Below are 22060 nucleotides of genomic sequence, written 5' to 3' on the forward strand. Positions count from 1 at the left end.
CGATGCGACGGCGCGCGGTGCTTCGTTCACCGTCGCATTGACGTGAGAACGGACGCGGGTTACGGACCATGTTGTGCAAGGTGCACTGTGTTGTCACGCAGAGTGCGCTAGAATTCTCAACATCGATTGCAAGTTCCACAACGCTGGCACTTCGCACATTACTTCGCACATTTCGCGTCAGACGACGTTCCAGCGATATTCCATCGACACGGTCAAGACAGCGTTCTGCGCCGTGTCAGTCCCATACTTCTCCGATTCCGATGACTTCTGAAACAGCGAAGCCACGCCCGGGCTTTTGGCCTGCACGCGCGGCAACGATGGCATTACTCTTTTGCAGCGGTTTTCTTTATGCGACGTGGGGCGTTCATGTGCCCACCGTCAAGGCGATGTTCGACCTGAACGACGCGAGTCTGTCGGTGGCGATGTTCGCCGTGGCCGGTGGCGCGATCGTCACCATGTCGCGCATGGCGCGTTGGGTCGGGCGCGCCGGTAGCCAGCGCGCAAGTCTGCACGCCGGGATCGCGCTCGCGCTGACCAGCGCCTTCCTGCTGTCGATGCCCAACTATTGGGGCCTCGTGGCATGGCTGGCGTTGTACGGCGCGGCGAACGCGACGTACGACGTCGCAGTGAACGCCCAGGCCGCCACGCTCGAAGCGCGCTATCGCAAGCCCATCATGGCGTCGCTGCACGGGTGTTTCAGCCTGGGCGGCATGGCGGGCGCGCTGGTCGGCGGTGCGTGGCTCGCCCATCAGGGCTCGCCGCAGTGGCACGTCGGGTTGGCGGCGCTCGGGTGCGCGGTCGTGATTGTCATTGGCGCCCGGTTCATGCAACCGGACATGTTGCCGGGAGAGGCCCCGGTGGCGAACGCGCAGGCTGGGACACCTGCGCGAAAGCACACGCCTGCGCCCTTGCTCGACGATGCAGCCCGCCGCAAACTCAACCGCAAGCTCACGGGCTTCGGCGTGCTCGCGTTCCTTGGTCTGGTGGTGGAGGGCGCGATGTACGACTGGACGGCCGTGTACATGCGCGAAGTCGTTGCTGCCCAGGGCGCGTGGATCGGTGCAGGATACGCGGCATTTTCCGTGGGCATGGCGGCGGGGCGCTTTGGTGGCGATCCGGTGCGCGCGCGCATGGGCGGTGCACGTTTGCTGCGCGTGAGCAGTCTGCTTTGCGTGGCTGGGGTCCTGCTGGCGCTGTTCTGGCGTGAGCCCTTGGCGGCCGTGGTGGGCTTTGCGCTCGCCGGACTCGGTCTGTCGAACGTCATGCCGGTCATGTTCGCGGCGTCGGGCGAAGTGGCGCGAAGTGCCGGAATGGCAAGCGCCGAGGCGATTGCGGTAATGGCGCGCCTGGCCTATCTGGGGTTGCTGGTCGGGCCGGTGCTGATCGGCGCGATTGCGCATGGCGTCGATCTGCCGGTGGCGCTGGGCGTGGGGCTGCTGTGCATCGTGCCGATCGCTGTGCTCGCGCCGAAGATGCTGGCCGGGGTCGACGGGCGCGCCGATACGCCTCGTTAGGCCCTGACAGGCCCCGACAGGCCCCCCCATTAGGCCCCGTCAGCCCCCGACGACAGACTGACTGACGATCACGCGCGCCGCTGACGTTACTTCAGCGTGAGCGCGACTTCGCCGACGCCCTCGATCACGCCCCGCAGCTCGCCCTTGCCGCTCGCGGGGATCATGCCGACGTACGAGCCGCAGGTAACGATCGCGCCCGCGCGCATGGTGATGCCGCGTTTGCCGTTGTGGTTGACGAGCCACGTGAGCAACGCACGCGGGTCACCGCCGGTATTGAAGACCTTGGGCGGCGTGATGTCCTGGCCGTCCAGCGTGAAAGCGGCCTTCGGCGTGAGGTAGTCGTAGCCGGCGTCGTAACGGCGACCGCTACCGATCACCAGCGCCCCGTTGTTCTGCAGATCCGCCAGCGCGAATCGGCTGTCGAGTCCCTTCCCGGCGAAGCGGCTGTCGGTAATCTCGATGGTCGCGAGCATGTCGTCCACGAACATCATGGCTTCGCGTTCGTCGTAATTTCCCGGCTTGATGTCGCGCGCGAGGCGGAAGGCGATTTCGAGCTCGAGCCCCGGGCGGAAGAAGTCGTCGAGTGCGAGCACGCCACCGGCGTTGCTCACCACGGACGCCGGAATCGGCGCGCAATTGGGCAGATCGGTCGGCGTCTTCGCACCGACTTTCCATGCGGCAATGGTCTCGCCGAGCAAGTCGAGCGTGCGAAGCTGCACGGCGTAAGCGGCGTTGGCATCGACCGGCAGCAAGGCAGCGGCGGGCGAGTCGATCGGCGTGTCGCCGCGGCGCGTGTCGGCGAGCAGGCGCGCCAGCGATTCGACGGCGGGTTGGGTCTCGAACATCTTGCAAATCTCCTGAGGGAAGGGCGATGCGCCGCTCGGACGCCGGCGGCATGTGGACCACATCGTATACAAAATTCGTGCGATGTTGCGCTGCGGCGCGAACGTGTCGCTTTCTCGGTGAAAACATCACATAACGTAGTCAAAATGACGGTGATCTGCGAGAATCTGACTTCGTAATATTTCGTAATATTCCGTCGGTTTGCGATAGGTGAACTGATCCGTATTCCGAGTGGTATTCCCATCGTGCGGCGTTCCGAACAATTTCCGACCAAGGTTTTGACGTCGCTCGCGCAAGTGCTGTGCATGCAGTCGCAGTCTTTCATCCAGCAACGAATGACCAAGGCAGGCCTATGCACTCCGTCACACTGAACGCCGTACGCGACCATACCGTCCACCCGCCGAACGCCAGCGTCACCCAGCCGATCAGCCGTCAGGCGTTGCATCTCGCCGTGATGGATCGCTTGCGAAAGATGATTACGGAGGGGGTGCTGCCGCCCGGCGCGCATCTGAACGAGCGCGCGTTGTGTGAGCAACTGGGGGTATCGCGCACACCGCTGCGCGAAGCGCTGAAGATGCTCGCGGTGGAGCGCCTGATCGATCTGTTGCCGAATCGTGGCGCTCGAGTGGTGACCCTGTCCGCAAGCGATATCGCCGACGCTTTCGAATTGCTCAGCGGTCTCGAGGCGCTCGCAGGCGAGTTGGCCTGCCAACGCATCACGCAGGCGGAAGTCGACGAGATTCAGGAGTTGCACTGCGCGATGGACGCCTGTTATGCGAACGGCGACCTGTCCGGTTACTTCGATTGCAATCAACGGATTCACGACCGTATCAACGCGGCGGCGCGCAATGCTGCGCTCACGCAAATGTATCAGTCGGTCAATCACCGGCTTCAGGCGTTGCGCTTTCGCTCCAATCTGCATGCGGGCAAATGGGAGCGCGCAGTCGACGAGCACGTCGAGATGCTGCGTGCACTGCACCGGCGCGATGGCGCTACGCTCGGCCGACTGTTGCGCGCGCACCTGATGGCCAAGTGTGCCGCCGTGCTCGCCCACGCGCGCGCGGCCGCGTGAGCCGCCGGGAGCGGCAGCGGCTGCGCCGTGTGGTCCACCTGTCCGTGTGCCCACGTGCCGATATGCTCATTTTCTCCATGCGTCCGTGGGGCCCGTGCGGCGTCATGCCGCCCGGCTCATGCTCACCAGTCCTTCATTGAGCATGGCCGCGACGTAAGCGTCCGTCTTGCTGCGCAAGTGTGCTTCCATCATCGGGCGCAGACGCTTGCCATCTCGCTTGCGTAACAGCGCGAGCATCTGCGCGTGTTCGTCCACGGCCTGACGCCAGCGCTCCGGCGTTGGGGTAAGCCGCTCGCGCACATGCCGCAAACGCGCATTCAAATTGTGGAAGTACTCGGCGAGCGGTCCGTTATCCGCCATGCGCAGAATGCTCAGATGAATCTGCTGATTGAGCGCGAAATAGGCAGCGTGATCGGCGCGCGCGTAGGCGGCTTCCATCTCGTCCTGTAATCGGGCAAGTGCCTCGAGATCCGCGTCCGTCGCTTTTTCGCATGCCTGTTCTCCCGACAGTCCTTCGAGCACCGCCATGACGGCGAGCAGGTTGACGACCTCATCGACGCTCACGCGCGCAACGCAGGCGCGACGTGTCTCGGAAATTTCCACCAATCCTTCGTTCGCCAGACGCTTGAGCGCCTCGCGCAGCGGCGTGCGCGATACCGCCAACTCGTCGCACAGGGCGCGCTCCGACAGCGGCGCACCCGGGCGCAAGTCGCCCCGCACGATGCGCGCCTTGAGGGCTTCATACGCGGCAGCATTGAGTGAGGCAGCAGAGGGGGGCATACGTATCGACATCAAAAATGGAATGCCAATTCTGAGGGGGATGCGAGTTGACGTCAATCCGGCTTACGTAGAATTTCCACGTTAACCCGCATTTTTACGATTGTTCCTTGCCAATGGTTTGCTGTTGATTTTATCGTTTACAAAAATTGGTATACCAAAAAATCAAAGTCGGACGACAACTGTGCGCGCCGACGATCCAAGGAGGCAATATGGCATCGACCGTTCTGACCGAACTGACTGGGCGAGATGGCGCCATCGCGGTGGTCACGCTCAATCGTCCCGAGAAACTCAATGCGTTGACCAAGCCCATGTGGCAGGCGCTGGGCGACACCATCCTCACCTTGTCCGCATCGCCCGAGGTGCGCTGTATCGTGCTGCGCGGTGCGGGCGAGAAATCGTTCGCGCCGGGCAACGACATTGCCGAGTTCGAAACCGACCGCGCCAACGTGGAACAGGCGCGTACGTATGGTGCGCTCATGCATCGCACGCTCGACGCGCTCGCGAATTGCCCGGTACCGCTTGTCGCCATGATTCACGGCATTTGCGTCGGCGGCGGCATGGAAATCGCGGCGTCGTGCGATATCCGGATTTGCGGGGAATCGAGCCGCTTCGGGGCGCCGATCAACAAGCTCGGTCTTGTGATGGCGCATGCCGAGTTGTCCGGTCTGGTGCATTTGCTGGGGCCCACGAAGGCACTGGAAATCTTGCTCGAAGGCCGGATTTTCGACGCGCAGGAAGCGCTTCGCATCGGGCTCGTCACGCGCGTGGCGCCGGACGCAGACGTGGCGCGCGAAGCGCTTGCCAGCGCGCAGCGCATTGCGGCCGGCGCGCCGTTGGTGGCACGTTGGCACAAGCGATTCGTGCGTGAATTGGCGAGCGGCAAGCCGCTCACTCCCGCCCAGATCGACGAAGGGTTCGCGTGCTTCGGCACGGCAGACTTCCAGACCGGCTATCGCGCCTTCCTTGCGAAGACGACGCCTGTATTCGAGGGCCGCTGACATGACCGATACCCGCCACGAAAACGCAACGAAGACCGGCCCATTGCAGGGCGTCAAAGTGATCGAGCTCTCGCACATCATGTCCGGCCCGGTGTGCGGCATGATGCTCGCGGACATGGGGGCGGACGTCATCAAGGTCGAGAAAATGGAGGGTGACGACGCGCGCCGTTTTGCGCCGATCCTCTCGCATGGCGAGTCGGCGTCGTTCATGATGCTCAACCGCAACAAGCGCGGCATTGCGCTCAATCTGAAGACCGAGGGCGGCAAAGCCGTGCTGCGCAGGATGCTCCTCAGTGCGGACGTCGTGACCGAGAACTATCGCAAAGGCACGATGGAGAAGCTGGGGCTGGGCTACGAGACACTGCGCGAGTCGAATCCCGGCCTGATTTATTGCGCCATCTCCGGCTATGGGCGCACGGGACCGTATGCGGACAAGGGCGGCTTCGACCTGATCGCCCAGGGACTTTCGGGAATGATGAGCGTGACGGGCGAGCCGGGGCAGGCGCCGATCAAGGCGGGTTCGCCCATCGCCGATATCAACGCCGGCATTCTCGCGGCGCTGGGTATCTCGGCGGCCTATGCGCATCGGTTGCGCACGGGCGAAGGACAGGTCGTGGACACATCGCTGCTCGAAGCGGGTTTCCAGCAGATGTACTGGGCCGCCGCTAACTTCTTCGCCAGCGGCGAGAATCCGCCGAAGTTCGGCTCCGCGAATCCCACGAGCACCCCGTATCAGGCATTTCGCACGCAGGATGGTTGGATCAATATCGGCGCGGCCAATCAGGCCAATTACGAACGTCTGTTGCAGGTGCTTGACGCGCCGGAGATTGCCGACGATCCGCGGTTTGCGACGAATGCGGGACGCACGGCGCATCGCGAAGAACTCGTCGAGCGTCTCACGTCGTATCTCATGCGAGACACGACGCAGAACTGGGTCGAGCGCCTCGATGCGGTCGGACTGCCGGTCGGTCCGGTGCTGTCCATTTCGGAAGCGGTGGCCCATCCACAGATCGTGGCGCGTGAAATGGTGGTGCAAACCGTTCATCCGCTCGACGGCCCGACGCGCAGTATCGGCCTGCCGATTCGTTTTTCGCAGACGCCGAAGTGCGCCGGTGGCCCGGCGCCTCGCCTGGGCGAGCATACGTTCGACGTGCTCGCGCAGTACGGCTTCGACGCAGCGCAGGTCCGCGACCTCATCGCACAAGGCGCAGTGCATGCGCTGGAGAGCGCGCCAGCGGCGACGGCATGATGTATCGGCAGCGTCTATTGTGCGGATTTGCCGCGAGTTGACGCGCCACACATCAATTCGTCAGAACTTCCTTCCCGGGAGCGGGTCGGTTTTGGAAGCGGCGGGCGCCAATAGGGCGCCTGCCACAGACTAATCCGACCCGACGCCGTGTCGTAAGGAGGGAAGGCATGACTCTTGGCAGACTGTCTCGTAGCGCCCCCGGCCACTCGCCCATTCCGTGGCACTCGCCATGGTCGCGCGTACGCCATGCGCGTACCATAGGACTTCATTCGCTCGCATTTTCCAGCGTCTCGACACCGATGGCTGCCGGAGACACCCTTCCTCTTCCGTTCGCGAGGTGAGCATGCCGGCACGCATTGAAGACTACGCAATGATTGGCGATTGCCGCAGCGCTGCACTGGTCGCGCGCGACGGTTCCATCGACTGGCTCTGCTGGCCGTACTTCGATTCCCCGGCGTGTTTTGCCGCCTTGCTCGGCGGCCCGGAACATGGCCGCTGGAAAATCGCACCGGAAGACCCGCGTGCGACCACCACACGTCGCTATCACGACGACACGCTGATTCTGGAGACGCGCTTCGAGACCGTGGAAGGTTGCGTCGCCGTGATCGATTTCATGCCGTTGCGCGACGGCGCTGCCGAGCTGGTGCGTCTGGTCCGGGGTGTGCACGGCACCGTATCGATGTCGATGGAACTGATCCTGCGTTTCGACTACGGCGCGTCGGTGCCATGGGCGCGACCGCTCGCGCCCGACGATCCGACCGGGCCCGGCATGCGCCTCATTGCCGGACCCGACAAGGTAGTGATGCGCACCCCTGTCGAGATTCAGGATGTGCCCGGTAGCCTGCGCGCACGGTTCGACGTAAAGGCGGGCGAGACCGTGCCTTTCGTCCTCTCCCGGGTCTCTTCCCATCACGCAGATCCTCGCGAAATCGACCCACTCGCCGCGCTGACCGATACCGAGCGTTACTGGCGCACGTGGGCCAATCGCTGTCAGCTCAATGGACGCTGGTCGGAGGCGATTCGTCGCTCGCTCATCGTGCTCAAGGCATTGACGTTCGTGCCGACGGGCGGCGTCGTGGCGGCGCCCACGACCTCGTTGCCCGAGCAACTCGGGGGCGAGCGTAACTGGGACTATCGCTACTGCTGGCTGCGCGACGCCACGCTGACCTTGCAGGCGCTCATGCTTGGCGGCTATTACACCGAGGCGAGCGACTGGAGTCATTGGCTGGTACGCGCCGTGGCCGGTGCGCCGTCGCAAGTGCAAATCATGTACGGGTTGTCGGGCGAGCGGCGGCTGCCCGAGTGGGTGGTCGACTGGCTGCCGGGTTACGAAGGCGCGAAGCCTGTGCGGGTGGGCAACGGCGCGGTGGGGCAATTGCAGCTTGATGTCTATGGAGAGGTCATGGACGCGCTGCACCAGTCCCGCCTCGGCGGCCTGCCGCCGGACGACGCGACCTGGGAAGTGCAGACAAAGCTTGTGGCGCATCTCGAGACCGTATGGCGCCAGCCCGACGAGGGCATATGGGAGGTACGCGGCGGGCGACAGCACTTCACCTACTCGAAGGTGATGGCGTGGGTGGCGTTCGATCGTGCAATCAAGTCCGCCGAGCGTTTCGGATTGCCGGGGCCGGTCGACCATTGGCGGCGCTTGTGCAAGGAAATCCACGCGGACGTCTGCGCGAATGGTTTCGACAAGGCGCGCAATGCGTTCATGCAGGCGTACGGGTCTTCGGAGATGGACGCGAGCGTGCTGATGATTCCGCTCGTGGGCTTTTTGCCGCCGGACGACCCGCGTGTCATCGGGACCGTGGAAGCGGTTGAGCGCGAGTTGATGCAGGACGGTCTGGTGCAGCGATATCGCACCAGCCGCGTGGACGACGGATTGCCCGCAGGCGAGGGGGCGTTCCTCGCCTGCAGTTTCTGGATGGTCGATTGTCTCGTGATGATCGGTCGTCAACGAGACGCGCGCGCCTTGTTCGAGCGGTTGCTGTCGTTGCGCAACGACGTCGGGTTGCTCGCCGAAGAGTACGACACGACACACGAGCGTCAGGTCGGCAACTTTCCGCAAGCGTTCTCGCATATTGCGCTTGTCCACGCGGCCATTCGCCTCGATTCGCTCGCAGACGACGACCGTGCGGATGACGCGGCGCACGATCTGTCCGCCGATGACGATGCGCATCTGGAGCACGTGGGGTATCGGGCGATCCGCGCCTGAGCCGGGCCCGGCAAGGAGGTCGGCTGTCTACGCATGCCGCCTCCGGTTTCTCGTTGTGCCCCCCCCATTCTCTCGACCTTCTCGACCTTCTGGACCTTCTCGTTGTCCTCGTTCCTCTCGTCGTTCACTCCGTCAGGTCGAAGTCGTCTTCCCGCGCATTCAGAATCCCCGCGAGCGTGCGCAACCCCGAATCCAGCAGCTCCATGGACGGCCCGGCCAGCGCCAGTCGCACCGCGTTGGGCGCGTGGCCTGCGGTGACGGCGAACGCCGTGGAGGGTGTCAGCCCGATGTCATGCCGGGCTGCGGCCGCCACCAGCGCCTGCGAGCGCCAGTGGGCCGGCAGCGTGAGCCACAGGTGATAGCCCTTGCCGTTGGCGCGCACATCGAATCCCGCGAGACAGTCCGCCGCGATCGCCTGACGTTGGCGCGCGTCGCTCCGTTTTAGCCGCACCAGTTCGGCCACGGTGCCGTCGCTCATCATGCGATGCGCCGCTGCGAACGCGTAGCCCGATGCCGTCCAGCCGCCGGATCGCACGGCTGCCATCACGCTTTCCCTAAGATGTGGCGGCGTGACGAGAAATCCCAGATTGAGTCCCGGCGCCACCTTCTTCGACAAACTGTCGACCACGATACAGCGCTCGGGGGCATGCGCTGCCAGAGGCGTGGCGCTGTCCAGAAACCCATAGACGTTGTCTTCGATGACGACGAGGTTCAGCGTCTCGGCCATGCTTAGCAGATCGGCGCGTCGCGCCGGGCTCATTGTCATGCCCAGGGGACTCTGAACCGTCGGCTGGAGATAGATGGCCGACAGATGGCCATCGCGATGCGCTTGCCGTATCGCTTCCGGGCGCACACCGTCTTCGTCCATCGCCAGGGGGACGAGCGACACGCCCAGGCGTGCCGCGATGCCTTTGACGAAGGGATACGTCAGCATCTCGACACCGCATCGCCCGCCAGGCGGCACGACGGTTGCCAGCGCGGCGGCGATGCTCTGGCGTCCGGCACCGGTGAAGACGAGTTGATCGGGAGACGGTGTCCACGCCCCTTCGGCCAAAAACGCAGCCGCGGTGTTACGAATGGCGCCCGTGCCACCACTCGTGGCTGGGCCCAGGGCGAGTTCGAGTTCGGCGGCACGCTCCAGTCCCGCGAGACTCCTGGCAATGAGTGCGGATTGCTCTGGAAGCATTGGGAAATTGAATTCGAGATCGATGCGCACGCCGCGCGGTTCGCCCGGCGCCTCGACGCCTCGTCGGGGCTGCCCGGAGACGAACGTGCCGCGTCCGACCTCCCCGACGACGAGTCCACGTCGGAGCAATTCGGCATAAACGCGGCTCGCTGTCGAGGCGGCAATGCCATGCCGGTCGGCGAAGTCGCGTTGCGGCGGCAGGCGGTCGCCCGGCTTGAGCGAGCCGCTCGCGATGTCCGCTGCCACCGTGTCCGCAAGCGCCAGATAGTCGGTCCTTGTCATATATTGCACCGAGAGCAATGTTTTAATTGCACTGACTTTAGCATCGGAGCATTCTGATTGCACTTGCCGCAATTGCGGCGGGGTCGACATTTCAGGAGAGCTGCGTGTTTGCACTGCCATGGTTTCAGACGTATTGCGCGCCGAGCGAACCGCCACGCGATTGCGCTCGCACACGGGCAAGGCGCGCATGATGGCGCTGCCCATGTTGTCCGGTCCCGACCTGACGATGACGACCATTCTCGTCGCGTTTGCCGCCGTGTTTCTGATTGCCTTTATGAAGGGGGCGTTCGGTGGCGGCTTCTCCATCGTCGGTATTCCCCTGCTGTCGTTCGTCATGGACCCGGTGAGCGCGGGTGGCATGCTCGCGCCGTTGTTCATTGCGATGGATCTCTTCGCGCTGCGGTACTGGAAGCCGTCGACATGGTCGCGCCCGGACCTTGCGCGGCTCGTGCCCGGACTGCTCGTGGGCATTGCGGCGGGATACCTGTTGTTCCGGGTGCTGGACCATCGCGCGATTTCCATCGTCATGGCGGTGATCACGCTCACGTTCGTTGGCCTTTGGCTGGTCTCGGGGGCGAGGCCGACCACGCGCGAGCGCTCGACACCCAAGGCGATTACCGCAGGGGTCGCGTCGGGGGTGACGACCATGGTGGCGCACTCGGGCGGGCCGCCGCTGGCGATGTATCTGTTGCCGCTGGGGCTGAGCAAGGAGGTGTATGCCGGAACGACGAGTCTGTTCTTTACCGTGGGGAACGCAACGAAGGCGGTGCCGTGGCTGCTGTTGGTCCGACCGACGGGGTCGGTGTGGGTGCTGATGGGCGTTTGCCTGTTCGCGATTCCCGCTGGCGTGGTCTCGGGCTGGCGGCTTCACGCCAATCTGGATCAACGCCAGATTTACCGTGCTTGCTATGGTTTGCTGGTGGTCACGGCGATCAAGCTGCTATGGGACGGGATCTCCGGCTATCTCGCTTGAAAGCGCTTGCCGGGGCGCGGCAGGCGATGCATCGGAAATTCAGGAATTCGTGAAAGATGCCGTAATACTTTCGAATCCTTACTTTTTCCGGAGACCCCTCGCTCCATGACCATCATCATTCCCGCCAAGGGCAGCGCAACGTCCAGCATGCTGGACATCTGGCAGGCGCATATCGCGCAGCAGCAGGCGGATAAAGCACAAGCGGCGCAATCTACACAGGCAGCGCAATCGACACAGGCGGCACAGACGGCGAAGTCCGCAGACACGGGCGGCGCAGCGAACGCGACGCGCGCTGCTCAGGTCGAGAATGGCCGCGCGGAGGCCGCCGGCGCGTCCGACGACGCCGCGCCGCAAAGCGACGGCGAGAAGGTCACGATCAGTCTGCGCAGCGCGAGCGAGGCTGCCAGACAGGCGGGCAAGGCGATGACCAGTCAGGCAGCCGGCGGCGGTGGCGCGGGCGATTCGATCGTCGAGCAGACGATTCGCAAGCTCAAGGACATGCTTGCCAAAGTGATGGCGCAACTCGAAGCCGTGCGTAACAACGACCGCCTGCCGCCCGACGAGAAGATGCAGCAGGTCAGTACGCTGTCTTCCGAGGCGATGGCGATTCAGGCGCAGATCACCGCGCTCATGGACCCGACGAAGACGACGGGCACGCGCGTCAACACGACGGCTTGACCCGCCCGAACGCGCGAACCATGGCGCCGCGCATCGATGCACGGCGCTCATCGATCCCGCAAAAATGCGCATGAATGTGCTTGGAAGTGCGGGCACGAAGCGCGATAGAATTCTGCTTTCGCTGAATTCATTCTGACGCCCGGATCCTCCGACGGCCTCATCCCCCGCGCCGCATGAAGCAAGACAAGACACTCACCGCTTTATTATGGATCGTCGCGGCGGGCTTTTTCATGCAGGCGCTCGATACGACCATCGTCAACACGGCGCTGCCTGCGATGGCCGCGAGTCTTGGCGAGAATCCGTTGCGCATGCAGCCGGTCGTGGTGTCCTATTCGCTGACGATGGCCATGCTCACGCCGGCATCGGGGTGGCTCGCCGACCGCTTCGGCACGCGACGCGTCTACTTCGTCGCCATTCTGTTGTTCGTCCTTGGCTCGATTGCGTGTGCGATGGCGCATACGTTGCCGCAACTCGTGCTCGCGCGCGTGTTGCAGGGCGCCGGCGGCTCGATGCTGCTGCCTATCGGGCGTCTTGCCGTGCTTCGCACGTTCCCGGCCGGTGAGTACCTGGCGGCGCTGGCCTTCGTGTCGATCGCCGGGCAGGTCGGTCCGATGATCGGGCCGGTGCTCGGCGGTTGGCTCGTGCAAGTCGCATCGTGGCACTGGATCTTCCTCATCAACGTGCCGATCGGTCTCATTGGCAGTCTCGCGGTACGGCATTACCTGCCTCGCCCGTCCAGAGACGACATCATCGAGACCGGATTCGACTGGATCGGCTTCTCGCTGTTGTCCGTGGCGATGGTGTCGTTCACGCTCGCGCTCGACCACCCGTTCGCCGATGCGGGATGGGGACCTTCGGTCGGCCTCGCGTTGCTTTGCGTGGCGACGACGGTTGGCTACTGGCCATATGCTCGCCGCCGTGCTGCGCCGCTGTTTCCCCTGGCATTGTTCGAGACGCGCAGCTTCAGTCTCGGTCTGCTCGGCAATCTCGTCGCACGGATCGGCAGCAGCGCCGTGCCGTTTTTGCTGCCGCTGTTGCTTCAGGTGGCAATGGGCTACAGCCCGCTCGCGTCGGGCCTGATGATGCTGCCGGTTGCGCTCTCGGGCGTCGTCGTCAAACGCATGGTCACCCCGCTGGTGGCGCGCTACGGTTACACGCGTTTTCTGATGGTCAATACCGCCGTCGTCGGTGGTTCGATTGCAAGTTTCGCACTGTTCGGGCCGGGTTGGCCGATCTGGCTGGGGCTGATTCAGCTGGCGGTGTTCGGCGGCGCGAATTCGATGCAATTCGCCGCGATGAACAGCGTCACGCTCAAGGATCTGGGCACACGCCGCGCGAGTGCGGGCAACGGTCTGTTCTCGATGGCGCAAATGCTCGCGCTTGGGCTGGGCGTGACCATCGGTGGCCAGTTGCTGGCGCTGTTCGGTCACCTTGCCGGGCCGGCGGGCGGCACGGTCGCGGGCTTTCGCATGACGTTCGTATGCGTGGGGCTGATTACGCTGGCCTCGGCGCTGGTGTTTCGTCGCGTGGAAGATCCGGCAGACGGATCCGAGCGTGGCGGTGGCGGCGCGCAAACGGCGTCCGCCACCGAACTCAAACGCTGAACCGGCGCTCGCTTATTTCTTCACGAGCGCACATTTCGAATCGGCCAGCGAGGCGAATGCCTTGTCGGCCGGAATCGTCTCCAGGATCTTGTACAGATCCCATTCCGACTTCGATTCGGCGGGCGTTTTCACCTGCACCAGCAGCATGTCGTGCACCAGTTTGCCGTCGGCGCGGATCTGACCGTTGCGAATGACCGGATCGTCGATCTTCATCGACTTGAGCTTGGCCATGACGGCATCCGCTTCGTCCGTGCCTGCCGCCTGAACCGCTTTCAGATAGTTGAGCACGGCCGAATAGACAGCGGCCTGCATCATAGTCGGCATCTTCTTGTGCTGCGCGTAGAAGCGTTGGGCGAACGCGCGGGAGCGGTCGTCCTGATCCCAGTAAAAACCGTTCGTCAGGATCATGCCCTGTGCGTTTTTCAGGCCCATGCCGTGGACTTCGGTGATGAGCGAGAGCAACGGTGTGAACACCTGTTTGCCACCCTGAATGATGTTGAACTGGGCCGCCTGCTTGACGGTATTGAGCGTATCGGTGCCGGAGTTGGCCAGCGCGATGACCTGCGCGCCGGACGTTTGCGCGCGCAGCAGATACGACGACAGGTCGGGGGAGTTCACCGGGTGTTTCACCGAACCGACCACCTTGCCGCCCTGGCGCGTCAGAATTTCGCTGGCGTCTTTTTCCAGCGCCTGCCCGAACGCGTAATCGGCGGTGATGAAATACCACGATTTCAGTCCGCGACGCAGCAGCGCCTGGGAGGTCGAGTTCGCCAGCGCGTAGGTGTCGTACATCCACTGCACGCTGTGCGCGGTGCATTGCTCATTGCTGATGGCGGATGAGCCCGCACCCGTGACGAGTGCGATCTTCTTCTTTTCGTCCGCGATGCGATCGACGGCGAGCGCGACGTTCGAGAAGGTCAGGTCGGTGATCATGTCGACCTTGCCCCGGTCGTACCATTCGCGCGCAATGGTCGCGCCGGTGTCGGTCTTGCCTTGCGAGTCGGCCGAGACCAGTTCGATCGGTGCGCCGAGTACCTTGTGATCGCGCGAGAAGTCGTCGATGGCCATGGTGGCGGCGAGCACGCTGCCCTTGCCGGCGTTGTCGCTCGACACGCCCGACAGGTCGGTCAGCACGCCGATCTTGACGACGCCGTCGGAGACGACAGGTGCGGCAGGCGCGGCATGTGCGCGGGAGAGGGGCGTCATCGCGGCGATGGCGGCGATGGCGGCGACGGCGGTAAAGAGCGTGAGCGCAGCCGTCGAGACGGCATTCGAGGCCGCGCTCCCAAGCGTGCGGCGCAGTGCGCCGTTCGGGGTGGGCATGGGGTTGTCTCCAGTATTTGTTATGGCGCCCCGGTGGCGGGGTCTGTTACATATTAAACATCACGTAATCGGTTGCGCAATGCGTAACCGATTGGTGTTTTCCCCGCTGTGGTGCGCATCATCGTTATCCCGTCGCGATCTGGCGAATACGGTGCCCCGTTTTGGCATGCGCAATTTTCGTTAAGTGAGAATGGGGGAGGGGAACGCGTCGAACAGCAATCGAAATTACGACTTTTGGTCAGTATTGCGACATAATTCCCCTCGCTCCCCCCGACGACTCTGCGCCTTGCGCGCGCCGCCCGTGCCGACTGTCTTTCTGATCGACGACCATGCGATGTTTCGCGAAGGCCTGCTCCTCGCGCTGCGCGCTGCAGCCCCCGAGTTGACCTTCGAAGCTTTTGCGACCGGCGCGGAAGCGGTGCGGGCGCTGCCCCTGCGGCCGGACGTTCATGCCGTCATGGCGGATTACTACCTTCCCGATCTGGCCGGCGCGGCATTGCTCGCCCGGCTGCGCGCCGTGCGCCCGGATCTTCGTCTGCTGGTGATATCGGCGTCCGAGGACTCGCAGGACGTTCGGGCGGCGCTGGGGGCAGGCGCGCATGGCTTCGTTCACAAATCGGCGGACAGCCGCACGCTGGTCGATGCGCTGCAGACGGTGATGGGCGGCGAGCGCTATCTCTCGCCGGGATACGATCTCGGCATGGAGCCGGTCGACGCGGCCACGGGCGTCGAGCATGGGGAAGGGCGTTCAGGCAGTGAACCGGTGCTCGACGATATGGCGCTCATGCAACGACTCGCGTCGATTACGCCGCGTCAGCGTGAGGTGCTGCGCCTGGTCTGCGACGGGTTGCGCAACGGCGAAATCGCCACACGCCTCGGAATGACGGAGAAGACGGTCAAAGCGCACGTGTCGGCGGTGCTTGCCGCGCTGGGGGCGCTCAACCGGACACAGGCCGCGGCGTTGGCGCGGCGCGCCGGGTTGCTGGGCAAGCCGTCCTGAACCCATTGCCCCCGGCACGCCCTTGCGTGCGCTACACCCTCGACCCTCTACGCCCTCCACGTTCCATCCGCTCCACGCCCGCTATGCGCGAGACTTGAGCGCCTGCTCGACGGTATGTCGCAAGAGTTGCGCGTCAACGGGTTTGTGCAGCAGTGGCCACGCACGGGCGGACGCCTCCACGATTCGCTGCGGATCGGTATCGCCGCTCAGAAGAATGGCCGGAATGGTGTCGTCCGCGAATTCTTCGTGAAGCCGGTCGATGGCGTCGATACCCGTCTCGTGATCGCGCAGCCGAAAGTCGCTCAGGATCAGAGCGGGCTTGCTGCCGGTGGCCGCCGCGGCGCGAACGATGTCGTCTCCGCTGCTGCCGCCGACGATTCGATAGCCCCATGCGTCGAGCAACAGACACAGGCCATTGAGGTTTTCCGCGTCATCCTCGATAACGCACACAAGCGGTTTGTCCACGGCAATCCCTGCCGCGTCGTGCTGCGCGGCGCCAGCGCTCAGGTCGGGCGGCTGGCGCACGGCCCGCGCGTCGACCAGCGGCACGCTTAGCGAAAACACGCTGCCACGTCCCGGGACGGACCGAACGAACAACGGATGGCCGAGCAAATCGGCGGTGCGGCGCACGATCGCGAGGCCGAGGCCAAGACCCTTGGAGCGATCGCGCTCCGGATTGCCGACCTGATGAAACTCGAGAAAGATCTTGTCGAGATCGCCCTCGGCAATTCCCACGCCCGTATCCCAGACGTCGATGCGAACCTGCTCGCCGCGCTGGCGCCAACTGATGAGCACCCCGCCGTGGGCGGTGTGACGAATCGCATTGTCGATCAGATTGCGCAATACCCTTTCCAGAAGCACCGGGTCCGAGCTGAGCGCCAGCGCGTGGCCGGAACGGGGCGGGCGCACGCGCAGGATCAACCCCTTCGCCGCCGCTTGAGGCGCGTACTCCAGCTGCAACTGATCGATCATGGGCGCGAGGCGCATCGCTCGGGCCTTCGGCTGGATCACCCCGGCATCGAGCCGGGAGATATTGAGCAGGCCGTCGAACAACTGCCCCATGGCAGCCGTCGCCCGTCCGATGTGATCCACCAGTTGCCGGCTGCGGGCGTTGAGGGTCTGCTCGCGCAATACGCCGACGTACAGGCTCAACGCATGGACGGGCTGACGAAGATCGTGACTCGCGGCGGCAAGAAAGCGCGACTTGGCCAGATTGCTGCGTTGCGCCGCGTCGCGCTCCACAGCCAGTCTCGCCAGCAGGTCGTCGTTCACGAAGCGCATGTGCAGCGAATCCATCTGGGTCCGGTACATCCGGTAAGCGAAGGTGAACGTGACAGCGAGGTACAGGGCGCCAGCGATTGCCAGTGTGGAGTGAATGGTGCCGCCGAGCATGCCGAGCGCGATAAAGCTCGGTGCGTAGTAGGGGACTTCGAAGGCGAGCAGTACCGGTGGATGGATGCAGTACGCGTAGATCGCACCGGTACCGAGCGTCAGCAATCCGACGATCATGAACATCTGTTGGGCGGAGGGCGCGTGGTATAGCCAGATCGCATAGGGAATGCCCCACAGCATGCCCGCCGCCAGCGCGCCGGCTCGCACGCGCCAGTCCCATAGGCGCAACGTCTTGAGATCGGGGGCGTCGGAGTCGGCGATGGGGTCCGGTGACGGGGATTTTGCCGAAGCTGCGCTCGGGGTGGCGCTATGCGCGTCACGGCCGCCATGGGCCTTTCGGGCAGTGCGCCGCGAAGGCCGGCGTGGTCCGCCAATCAGCATGGTGGCGCGCCACAGCGTGAGCAGCGCATGCGCGCCTGCCCAGAGCAGCAGGTCGTGCATCGGGAACACTTCGTGGAGCACGGCCACGATCAGCCAGACGGTGAGGAACGACCCTGCGAGCGAAGTCGGCAAATTCTTGCGCAGCGTGCGCAGACGCGCGACATAGACTTCGTCGTCGTGCCTCCGCGCAATGCGGGACGCGTCGCTTTGGGCGTCGCTTTGGGCGGCGGTTTGCGCAGAGGCTGGCGGGGCGGCGTTCGGGGGCGGCACGGCGCCTGCCGTCCGACCGTGGGGGGCGCAGGCTTCTGGGCGGTCCGCAGGAGAGGTGTTGGGCGCGTGCGATGTCACGGGGCAGGTGGCAAGTGGCAGGTGGCGAAGGGGAAGAAGCCAAAGTGTGCCGAGGTATGCCGGAATGGCGCCCTGTGGCAGGCAGAGGGAGTCTCCCACAGAAAAATCGCCCGCGCATGAGACTTTAGTCCAATGCCGACACGCAAAATGCTCGCTACGATGGACTTTGGGTTCGCCGCACGGGGGCTGGCGTATGGGCGGTTGGCGCATACGGCGCACATGATGCGCGGGGCGCAAGTGCGGCGAGCCTGAGCGATGCGTCGCTCGCAACAAACGGGTGGCGGGCTCCGGGGGGGACCGCCGTTCGTGGCGCCGGCCGGTTCCGCAACGCAGCGCGGGACCGGCGGTTACCGCATCACCATGCCCCCGCGCCCATCCACTTACCGCGGGGCGCTCAACTGGCGCAGCGGGCCGCGCCCATGCCCTGAGCGCTGGTCGCGATGGCGTTGCCGATGCCGTCCGCCAGCCGGTCGACGAGCTTGCGCTGCGCAGCGACCACGCCGTCGATACCGCCCGAAGCGGGTTCCGTTGCCGCGAAGCGACACGTCAGCACGAGATCGCCGGGCACTTTGCGAACGCTCCACACAGCGGTCAATGCAGCCTGTTCGCCGGGTACCGACTCGAAACGTTGCACCGATGTCGACACGCGATAGACCGCGAGGCTATCGGCACGGGGCACGCCATACACATCCATGGCGCCCAGACGCTGCGTGAGGTTGCGCGAGATCGTCGACGTCAGCTCGTTCTTGAGCGGCGCAGACCAGCGGGACGCTTCGAGAATGTCGACGCGCCCGCCACTGCGCGTGACGACGATTTGCGGCCGGTCGACCTGCTCGGGCACGGCCACCGGGGAGACCTCGATGGCGTAGGGCGTGGCCGGGGCGCTCGCGCCGGTCGTTGCCACGCCGTTCGCCGTCGGCCCCCCATTGGCATCGGCCAGCGTATAGAACGTCGGTTGCGGCGACGCACAACCCGCCAGCGCCAGCACGAAGGCGGCAGTCGCTGCCGTGGCGGTGAGTCCCGCCAGCGGCGTCGCACGCCTGTGCGCGGTCGGGCGCGGGCGGCGGGTCATCTCGGTCGGCTTCGTCATGGTTGCGGATCCTTCGGTTTGCCACGCAGCAGCGCTTCGGGATGCTGCTGCAAGTAGTCGGCGAGTGTGTTCAGCGAGCGCAGCGTCTTCGTGAGTTCCTGCATGGCCTGACGCACGTCCTGCTGCACCGGCGCGTCCTCGGACAGCGTGCGCTCGGCCGCGCCGAAGCTCTTCTTCGCTTCGCCCAGCGTGGCCTTCGCCTCCGGCGCGATTTCGCTATCGAGCTGGCGGAAGAGACCCTGGGCGCTCTCGAGCGTCTTGTCGAGCTTGCGCAGCGACGCGTCGAGATTCTGGCCGATGCTGTCGAACGGAATCTTGTCGAGCTTGCTCGCAATGTCGGCAATCTGGAGCTGCAACTGGTCGAGCGTATTGGGCACGGTCGGCATGTACAGCGTTTCACCGATACGTTCGGCCTTGGCGGGTTTGGCGCTCGGGAAGAAATCCAGCGCCACGTACAACTGGCCGGTCAGCAGGTTGCCGGTACGCAGCTGACCCCGCAGACCGCGCTGGACGAGGGCATCCAGAATCTTGTGGCTCTGGAGTTCGGTCGGCGGCACGCTGTTGGTCGGGTCGCGACGGCGCAGGCGCTCCGGATAGACATCGACCGTCACCGGCATGTTGATCTGCTTGGTGGCCTGATCGAACTCCACGCCGATCGACGTGACTTCGCCGAGCGTGATGCCACGGAAGTCGACCGGCGCGCCGACGACCAGCCCGCGCAGCGACTGCTGGAAGCGGAACACCACCTGCACCGGATGCGTGTCGGGCGCCTTCATGGCGGTCGCCTGGTCCGGGGCCAGCCGGAATTCCTGCCCCGGCTTGGCGATCACGCCCGCACCCGAGCCATCCGGCGCCTGAAAGGCAATGCCGCCGATGACCACCGACGCGAGCGACTGCGTATTGACCTGGAAGCCGCTCGAATCGAGCCGCAGATCGATACCGCTTGCATGCCAGAAGCGTGTGTTCGTGCCGACGTACTGGTCGTAGGGCGCCTGTACGAACACGCGCAGCGTCACGCCCTTGCCGTCCGGGTCGAGCGAATACGCCTCGACCTGACCGACCTGAATGCGCCGGTAGTAGATCGGCGAGCCGATGTCGAGCGAGCCGACGTCTGCGGCATGCAGCACGAACGGCTTGCCGGGCTGGCCGCTGGAGACCACCGGGGGCACCTCCAGCCCGGTAAAGTGGCTGACGGACTCCTTCGACTTGCCCGCGTCGGCGCCGATGTACGCGCCGGAGAGCAGCGTCGACAGGCCCGACACGCTGCCGCCTGCCACGCGCGGGCGCACGACCCACCAGCGCGAGTCCTTGACCGCAAAGTTCTTGGCGTTCTTGGTGAGGTCGACCGTGACGCGCACGTGCGACAGATCGTCGGACAATTCGATGCTCTTGACCGTCCCGATGTCGACTTCCTTGTACTTGACCTTCGTCTTGCCGGCTTCGAGGCCTTCGGCCGTCTTGAAGTCGATGGTCACGCTCGGCCCGCGCTCGATGAGCACCTTGGCGACCAGCGACAGCCCGATGAGCGCCGCGACCAGCGGGATCAGCCAGACGAGCGACGGCGCCCAGCGCTTGCGCGGTTCGATCACCGGCGTGGGCAGGTCGCCTGCACCGGGCGGGGGAACGGCTTTCGGGTCTTGCGAATCCTTGGGGTCTTTCGGGTCAGTCATGATCGTCCTGTTCGGTGTCGTCGTCGCGGATCTGATCCCAGATCAGGCGAGGGTCGAACTGCATGGATGCCAACATGGTGAGTACGACGACGGAGCCGAAAGCCACGATGCCCGGCCCCGCCTGAATGACGGCCAGCGACTGAATATTGACAAGCGCGACCATCAGCGCGACGACGAAAACATCGAGCATCGACCAGCGGCCGATGAACTCGACCATGTGATACAGCTTGGTGCGTTGGTGCGGTTTCCAGCGCACACCGCGCTGCGCCGTGAAGCACAGCAGCGACAGCGCAATGAGTTTGAGCATCGGGACGAGAATGCTCGCGGTGAATACGACGATGGCCAGGTCGTACTCGCCGCTGGTCCAGAAATAAATCACGCCGCTCATGATCGTGTCGCTGCTGTTTCCGAGCAGCGAGCGTGTCTGCATCATGGGCAGGACGTTGGCGGGAATGTACAGGATCGCCGCAGCAATCAGCAAGGCCCAGGTGCGGGTAAGGCTGTCGACCTTGCGCTGATGCAGCACCGCGCCGCATCGCGGGCAGCGCTCCTTTTCGACGGTTTTGACTTCGCGCGAGAGCCGGCCGCACACATGGCACGCGACGAGTCCTGCCGCTTTGGCGGAGATGTATTTCATCGCGTGGCCGACCCCGTGCGGTTCGTCTTTCGGGCCTTGAGCGCTTGCACCTCGGGGTCCGGCGTGCGGTCGATCACGATCCAGAGATTGCGCAGGTCGAACGAGAGCACCGTGGCGAGCAGCATGGTGAGCGCACCGAACGCCCAGAGCGCAATGCCCGGCAGCACGCTCGCCATGGCGGAGAGTTTCACGAGCGACACCAGCACCCCGAGCATGAAGACTTCGATCATGCCCCACGGCCGGCAGAATTCGATGGCGCGCATGACATGGAACACGCCGTAGGGACGACGGCCCAGCGACAGCGGAGTGATCAGATGGATGAGGGCAAGCAGTTGCGACAGGGGAAACACCACCGTCGTGGCGAAGACGAGCAGGGCGACCAGCCACATGCCTTCGTTGTAGAGCGCCCAGGCCGCACCCACGAGCGTGGTCTCGGTCACGATGCCCTGCACCTCGATCTCGACGATGGGGAACGCATTCGCAATGGCGAACACGATCAGGCAAGTCAGGGTGAGCGCGAGCACGCGCGACAGGCGCAGGTCCGGGGAGCGGTAAAGAACCGAATGGCAACGCACGCAGCGAGCGGTTTCGTGCGAAGGCAGTTCCGTGCGACGGTGCAGAGTGTCGCAGTTCGGACATGCGATCAGGTTCGTCACATCATCTTCTGGGGGCAATGTGTCCATTACCGGGGACGGTGACCAAAGTGACGCTCAGAATACCAAAATGTCAAGGAAGTTCCCACGAAATAAGCTGCAATCAGGCGTAATGCAACACGAGGCATGGTTTGTGCTAAGTCACGGAAATCGTTACTTCTTTGCTCTATAC

19 protein-coding genes are annotated in these 22060 nt (G+C 64.4%); 9 read left to right on the plus strand and 10 right to left on the minus strand.

Annotation, left to right across the window (positions count from 1 at the left end):
• Window positions 1-177: 177 nt before the first annotated feature.
• Window positions 178-324, minus strand: coding sequence for a hypothetical protein (locus tag UC34_RS25615; RefSeq protein WP_167370620.1), 147 nt, complete (start codon window positions 322-324; stop codon window positions 178-180).
• Between UC34_RS25615 and UC34_RS07800 the strand changes: the two genes are divergently transcribed.
• The gene (locus tag UC34_RS07800) at window positions 318-1514 is read left to right on the plus strand and encodes an MFS transporter (RefSeq protein ID WP_218919567.1); all 1197 of its coding nucleotides are present in this window, start codon (window positions 318-320) and stop codon (window positions 1512-1514) included. The genes UC34_RS25615 and UC34_RS07800 overlap by 7 nt on opposite strands.
• 86 nt (window positions 1515-1600) lie before the next feature.
• Here UC34_RS07800 and UC34_RS07805 read toward each other — a convergent pair whose 3' ends face one another.
• Window positions 1601-2359, minus strand: a complete 759-nt coding sequence (locus tag UC34_RS07805; RefSeq protein WP_044455096.1) for a 2-keto-4-pentenoate hydratase — start codon at window positions 2357-2359, stop codon at window positions 1601-1603.
• 350 nt (window positions 2360-2709) lie between these two features.
• On the opposite strand from UC34_RS07805, the gene UC34_RS07810 reads away from it, so the two are divergent.
• Window positions 2710-3429: a GntR family transcriptional regulator gene (locus UC34_RS07810; protein ID WP_044455097.1), complete on the plus strand. Its 720-nt coding sequence runs from the start codon at window positions 2710-2712 to the stop codon at window positions 3427-3429.
• A 102-nt stretch (window positions 3430-3531) separates the two neighbouring features.
• Here UC34_RS07810 and UC34_RS07815 read toward each other — a convergent pair whose 3' ends face one another.
• Complete coding sequence (locus tag UC34_RS07815) at window positions 3532-4209, minus strand: GntR family transcriptional regulator (protein ID WP_052810941.1); 678 nt, start codon at window positions 4207-4209, stop codon at window positions 3532-3534.
• A gap of 209 nt (window positions 4210-4418) precedes the next feature.
• Here UC34_RS07815 and UC34_RS07820 point away from each other — a divergent pair, with 209 nt between their 5' ends.
• From UC34_RS07820 to UC34_RS07830, 3 genes are all read left to right on the plus strand, one after another.
• The gene (locus UC34_RS07820) at window positions 4419-5207 is read left to right on the plus strand and encodes an enoyl-CoA hydratase/isomerase family protein (RefSeq protein WP_044455099.1); all 789 of its coding nucleotides are present in this window, start codon (window positions 4419-4421) and stop codon (window positions 5205-5207) included.
• A 1-nt stretch (window position 5208) separates the two neighbouring features.
• Window positions 5209-6456, plus strand: a complete 1248-nt coding sequence (locus UC34_RS07825; protein WP_044455100.1) for a CaiB/BaiF CoA transferase family protein — start codon at window positions 5209-5211, stop codon at window positions 6454-6456.
• Window positions 6457-6799: 343 nt separating this feature from the next.
• Window positions 6800-8671: a glycoside hydrolase family 15 protein gene (locus tag UC34_RS07830; protein WP_044455101.1), complete on the plus strand. Its 1872-nt coding sequence runs from the start codon at window positions 6800-6802 to the stop codon at window positions 8669-8671.
• A gap of 124 nt (window positions 8672-8795) precedes the next feature.
• Here the strand turns inward: UC34_RS07830 and UC34_RS07835 are convergent, their stop codons facing one another.
• Window positions 8796-10139: an aminotransferase-like domain-containing protein gene (locus tag UC34_RS07835; protein WP_044455102.1), complete on the minus strand. Its 1344-nt coding sequence runs from the start codon at window positions 10137-10139 to the stop codon at window positions 8796-8798.
• Window positions 10140-10257: 118 nt separating this feature from the next.
• On the opposite strand from UC34_RS07835, the gene UC34_RS07840 reads away from it, so the two are divergent.
• The 3 genes from UC34_RS07840 (at window position 10258) to mdtD (ending at window position 13394) form a co-directional block, all read left to right on the plus strand.
• Window positions 10258-11112, plus strand: coding sequence for a sulfite exporter TauE/SafE family protein (locus UC34_RS07840; protein WP_237165270.1), 855 nt, complete (start codon window positions 10258-10260; stop codon window positions 11110-11112).
• 105 nt (window positions 11113-11217) lie between these two features.
• Window positions 11218-11790 (plus strand): hypothetical protein, encoded by a 573-nt coding sequence (locus tag UC34_RS07845; protein ID WP_044455103.1) that lies wholly within the window; start codon window positions 11218-11220, stop codon window positions 11788-11790.
• A gap of 173 nt (window positions 11791-11963) precedes the next feature.
• Entirely contained in the window at window positions 11964-13394 is a 1431-nt protein-coding gene (mdtD, locus tag UC34_RS07850; protein ID WP_044455104.1) for a multidrug transporter subunit MdtD, read from the plus strand.
• A gap of 12 nt (window positions 13395-13406) precedes the next feature.
• On the opposite strand, the gene UC34_RS07855 is transcribed toward mdtD, so the two are convergent.
• Window positions 13407-14717 (minus strand): ABC transporter substrate-binding protein, encoded by a 1311-nt coding sequence (locus tag UC34_RS07855; RefSeq protein WP_084070434.1) that lies wholly within the window; start codon window positions 14715-14717, stop codon window positions 13407-13409.
• 301 nt (window positions 14718-15018) lie between these two features.
• Here UC34_RS07855 and UC34_RS07860 point away from each other — a divergent pair, with 301 nt between their 5' ends.
• Entirely contained in the window at window positions 15019-15717 is a 699-nt protein-coding gene (locus UC34_RS07860) for a response regulator (protein WP_072617560.1), read from the plus strand.
• Window positions 15718-15798: 81 nt separating this feature from the next.
• Here UC34_RS07860 and UC34_RS07865 read toward each other — a convergent pair whose 3' ends face one another.
• The 5 genes from UC34_RS07865 to UC34_RS07885 form a co-directional block, all read right to left on the minus strand.
• Window positions 15799-17760, minus strand: coding sequence for an ATP-binding response regulator (locus UC34_RS07865; protein ID WP_052810942.1), 1962 nt, complete (start codon window positions 17758-17760; stop codon window positions 15799-15801).
• A 472-nt stretch (window positions 17761-18232) separates the two neighbouring features.
• Entirely contained in the window at window positions 18233-18928 is a 696-nt protein-coding gene (locus UC34_RS07870; RefSeq protein ID WP_052810943.1) for a PqiC family protein, read from the minus strand.
• Window positions 18925-20598 carry a PqiB family protein gene (locus tag UC34_RS07875; RefSeq protein WP_044455105.1) on the minus strand — a complete coding sequence of 558 codons (1674 nt, stop codon included), beginning with the start codon at window positions 20596-20598 and terminating at the stop codon, window positions 18925-18927. The genes UC34_RS07870 and UC34_RS07875 overlap by 4 nt, the downstream gene beginning before the upstream one ends.
• The gene (locus UC34_RS07880) at window positions 20591-21235 is read right to left on the minus strand and encodes a paraquat-inducible protein A (RefSeq protein WP_044455106.1); all 645 of its coding nucleotides are present in this window, start codon (window positions 21233-21235) and stop codon (window positions 20591-20593) included. Before UC34_RS07880 ends, UC34_RS07875 begins: the two co-directional genes overlap by 8 nt.
• On the minus strand, window positions 21232-21891 hold the full coding sequence (locus UC34_RS07885; protein WP_237165271.1) for a paraquat-inducible protein A: 660 nt from the start codon (window positions 21889-21891) through the stop codon (window positions 21232-21234). The genes UC34_RS07880 and UC34_RS07885 overlap by 4 nt, the downstream gene beginning before the upstream one ends.
• Window positions 21892-22060: the final 169 nt, after the last annotated feature.

It is taken from the genome of Pandoraea vervacti (assembly GCF_000934605.2).
GTDB classification, from domain to species: Bacteria; Pseudomonadota; Gammaproteobacteria; order Burkholderiales; family Burkholderiaceae; genus Pandoraea; species Pandoraea vervacti.

Excerpts from the sequence above, each read along its gene's own strand:
- UC34_RS07800 (WP_218919567.1), top strand. The coding sequence starts at position 318 with ATGGCATTACTCTTTTGCAGCGGTTTTCTTTATGCGACGTGGGGCGTT.
- UC34_RS25615 (WP_167370620.1), bottom strand. The coding sequence starts at position 324 with ATGCCATCGTTGCCGCGCGTGCAGGCCAAAAGCCCGGGCGTGGCTTCG.
- UC34_RS07805 (WP_044455096.1), bottom strand. The coding sequence starts at position 2,359 with ATGTTCGAGACCCAACCCGCCGTCGAATCGCTGGCGCGCCTGCTCGCC.
- UC34_RS07810 (WP_044455097.1), top strand. The coding sequence starts at position 2,710 with ATGCACTCCGTCACACTGAACGCCGTACGCGACCATACCGTCCACCCG.
- UC34_RS07815 (WP_052810941.1), bottom strand. The coding sequence starts at position 4,209 with ATGCCCCCCTCTGCTGCCTCACTCAATGCTGCCGCGTATGAAGCCCTC.
- UC34_RS07820 (WP_044455099.1), top strand. The coding sequence starts at position 4,419 with ATGGCATCGACCGTTCTGACCGAACTGACTGGGCGAGATGGCGCCATC.
- UC34_RS07825 (WP_044455100.1), top strand. The coding sequence starts at position 5,209 with ATGACCGATACCCGCCACGAAAACGCAACGAAGACCGGCCCATTGCAG.
- UC34_RS07830 (WP_044455101.1), top strand. The coding sequence starts at position 6,800 with ATGCCGGCACGCATTGAAGACTACGCAATGATTGGCGATTGCCGCAGC.
- UC34_RS07835 (WP_044455102.1), bottom strand. The coding sequence starts at position 10,139 with ATGACAAGGACCGACTATCTGGCGCTTGCGGACACGGTGGCAGCGGAC.
- UC34_RS07840 (WP_237165270.1), top strand. The coding sequence starts at position 10,258 with ATGGTTTCAGACGTATTGCGCGCCGAGCGAACCGCCACGCGATTGCGC.
- UC34_RS07845 (WP_044455103.1), top strand. The coding sequence starts at position 11,218 with ATGACCATCATCATTCCCGCCAAGGGCAGCGCAACGTCCAGCATGCTG.
- mdtD (WP_044455104.1), top strand. The coding sequence starts at position 11,964 with ATGAAGCAAGACAAGACACTCACCGCTTTATTATGGATCGTCGCGGCG.
- UC34_RS07855 (WP_084070434.1), bottom strand. The coding sequence starts at position 14,717 with ATGCCCACCCCGAACGGCGCACTGCGCCGCACGCTTGGGAGCGCGGCC.
- UC34_RS07870 (WP_052810943.1), bottom strand. The coding sequence starts at position 18,928 with ATGACGAAGCCGACCGAGATGACCCGCCGCCCGCGCCCGACCGCGCAC.
- UC34_RS07875 (WP_044455105.1), bottom strand. The coding sequence starts at position 20,598 with ATGACTGACCCGAAAGACCCCAAGGATTCGCAAGACCCGAAAGCCGTT.
- UC34_RS07880 (WP_044455106.1), bottom strand. The coding sequence starts at position 21,235 with ATGAAATACATCTCCGCCAAAGCGGCAGGACTCGTCGCGTGCCATGTG.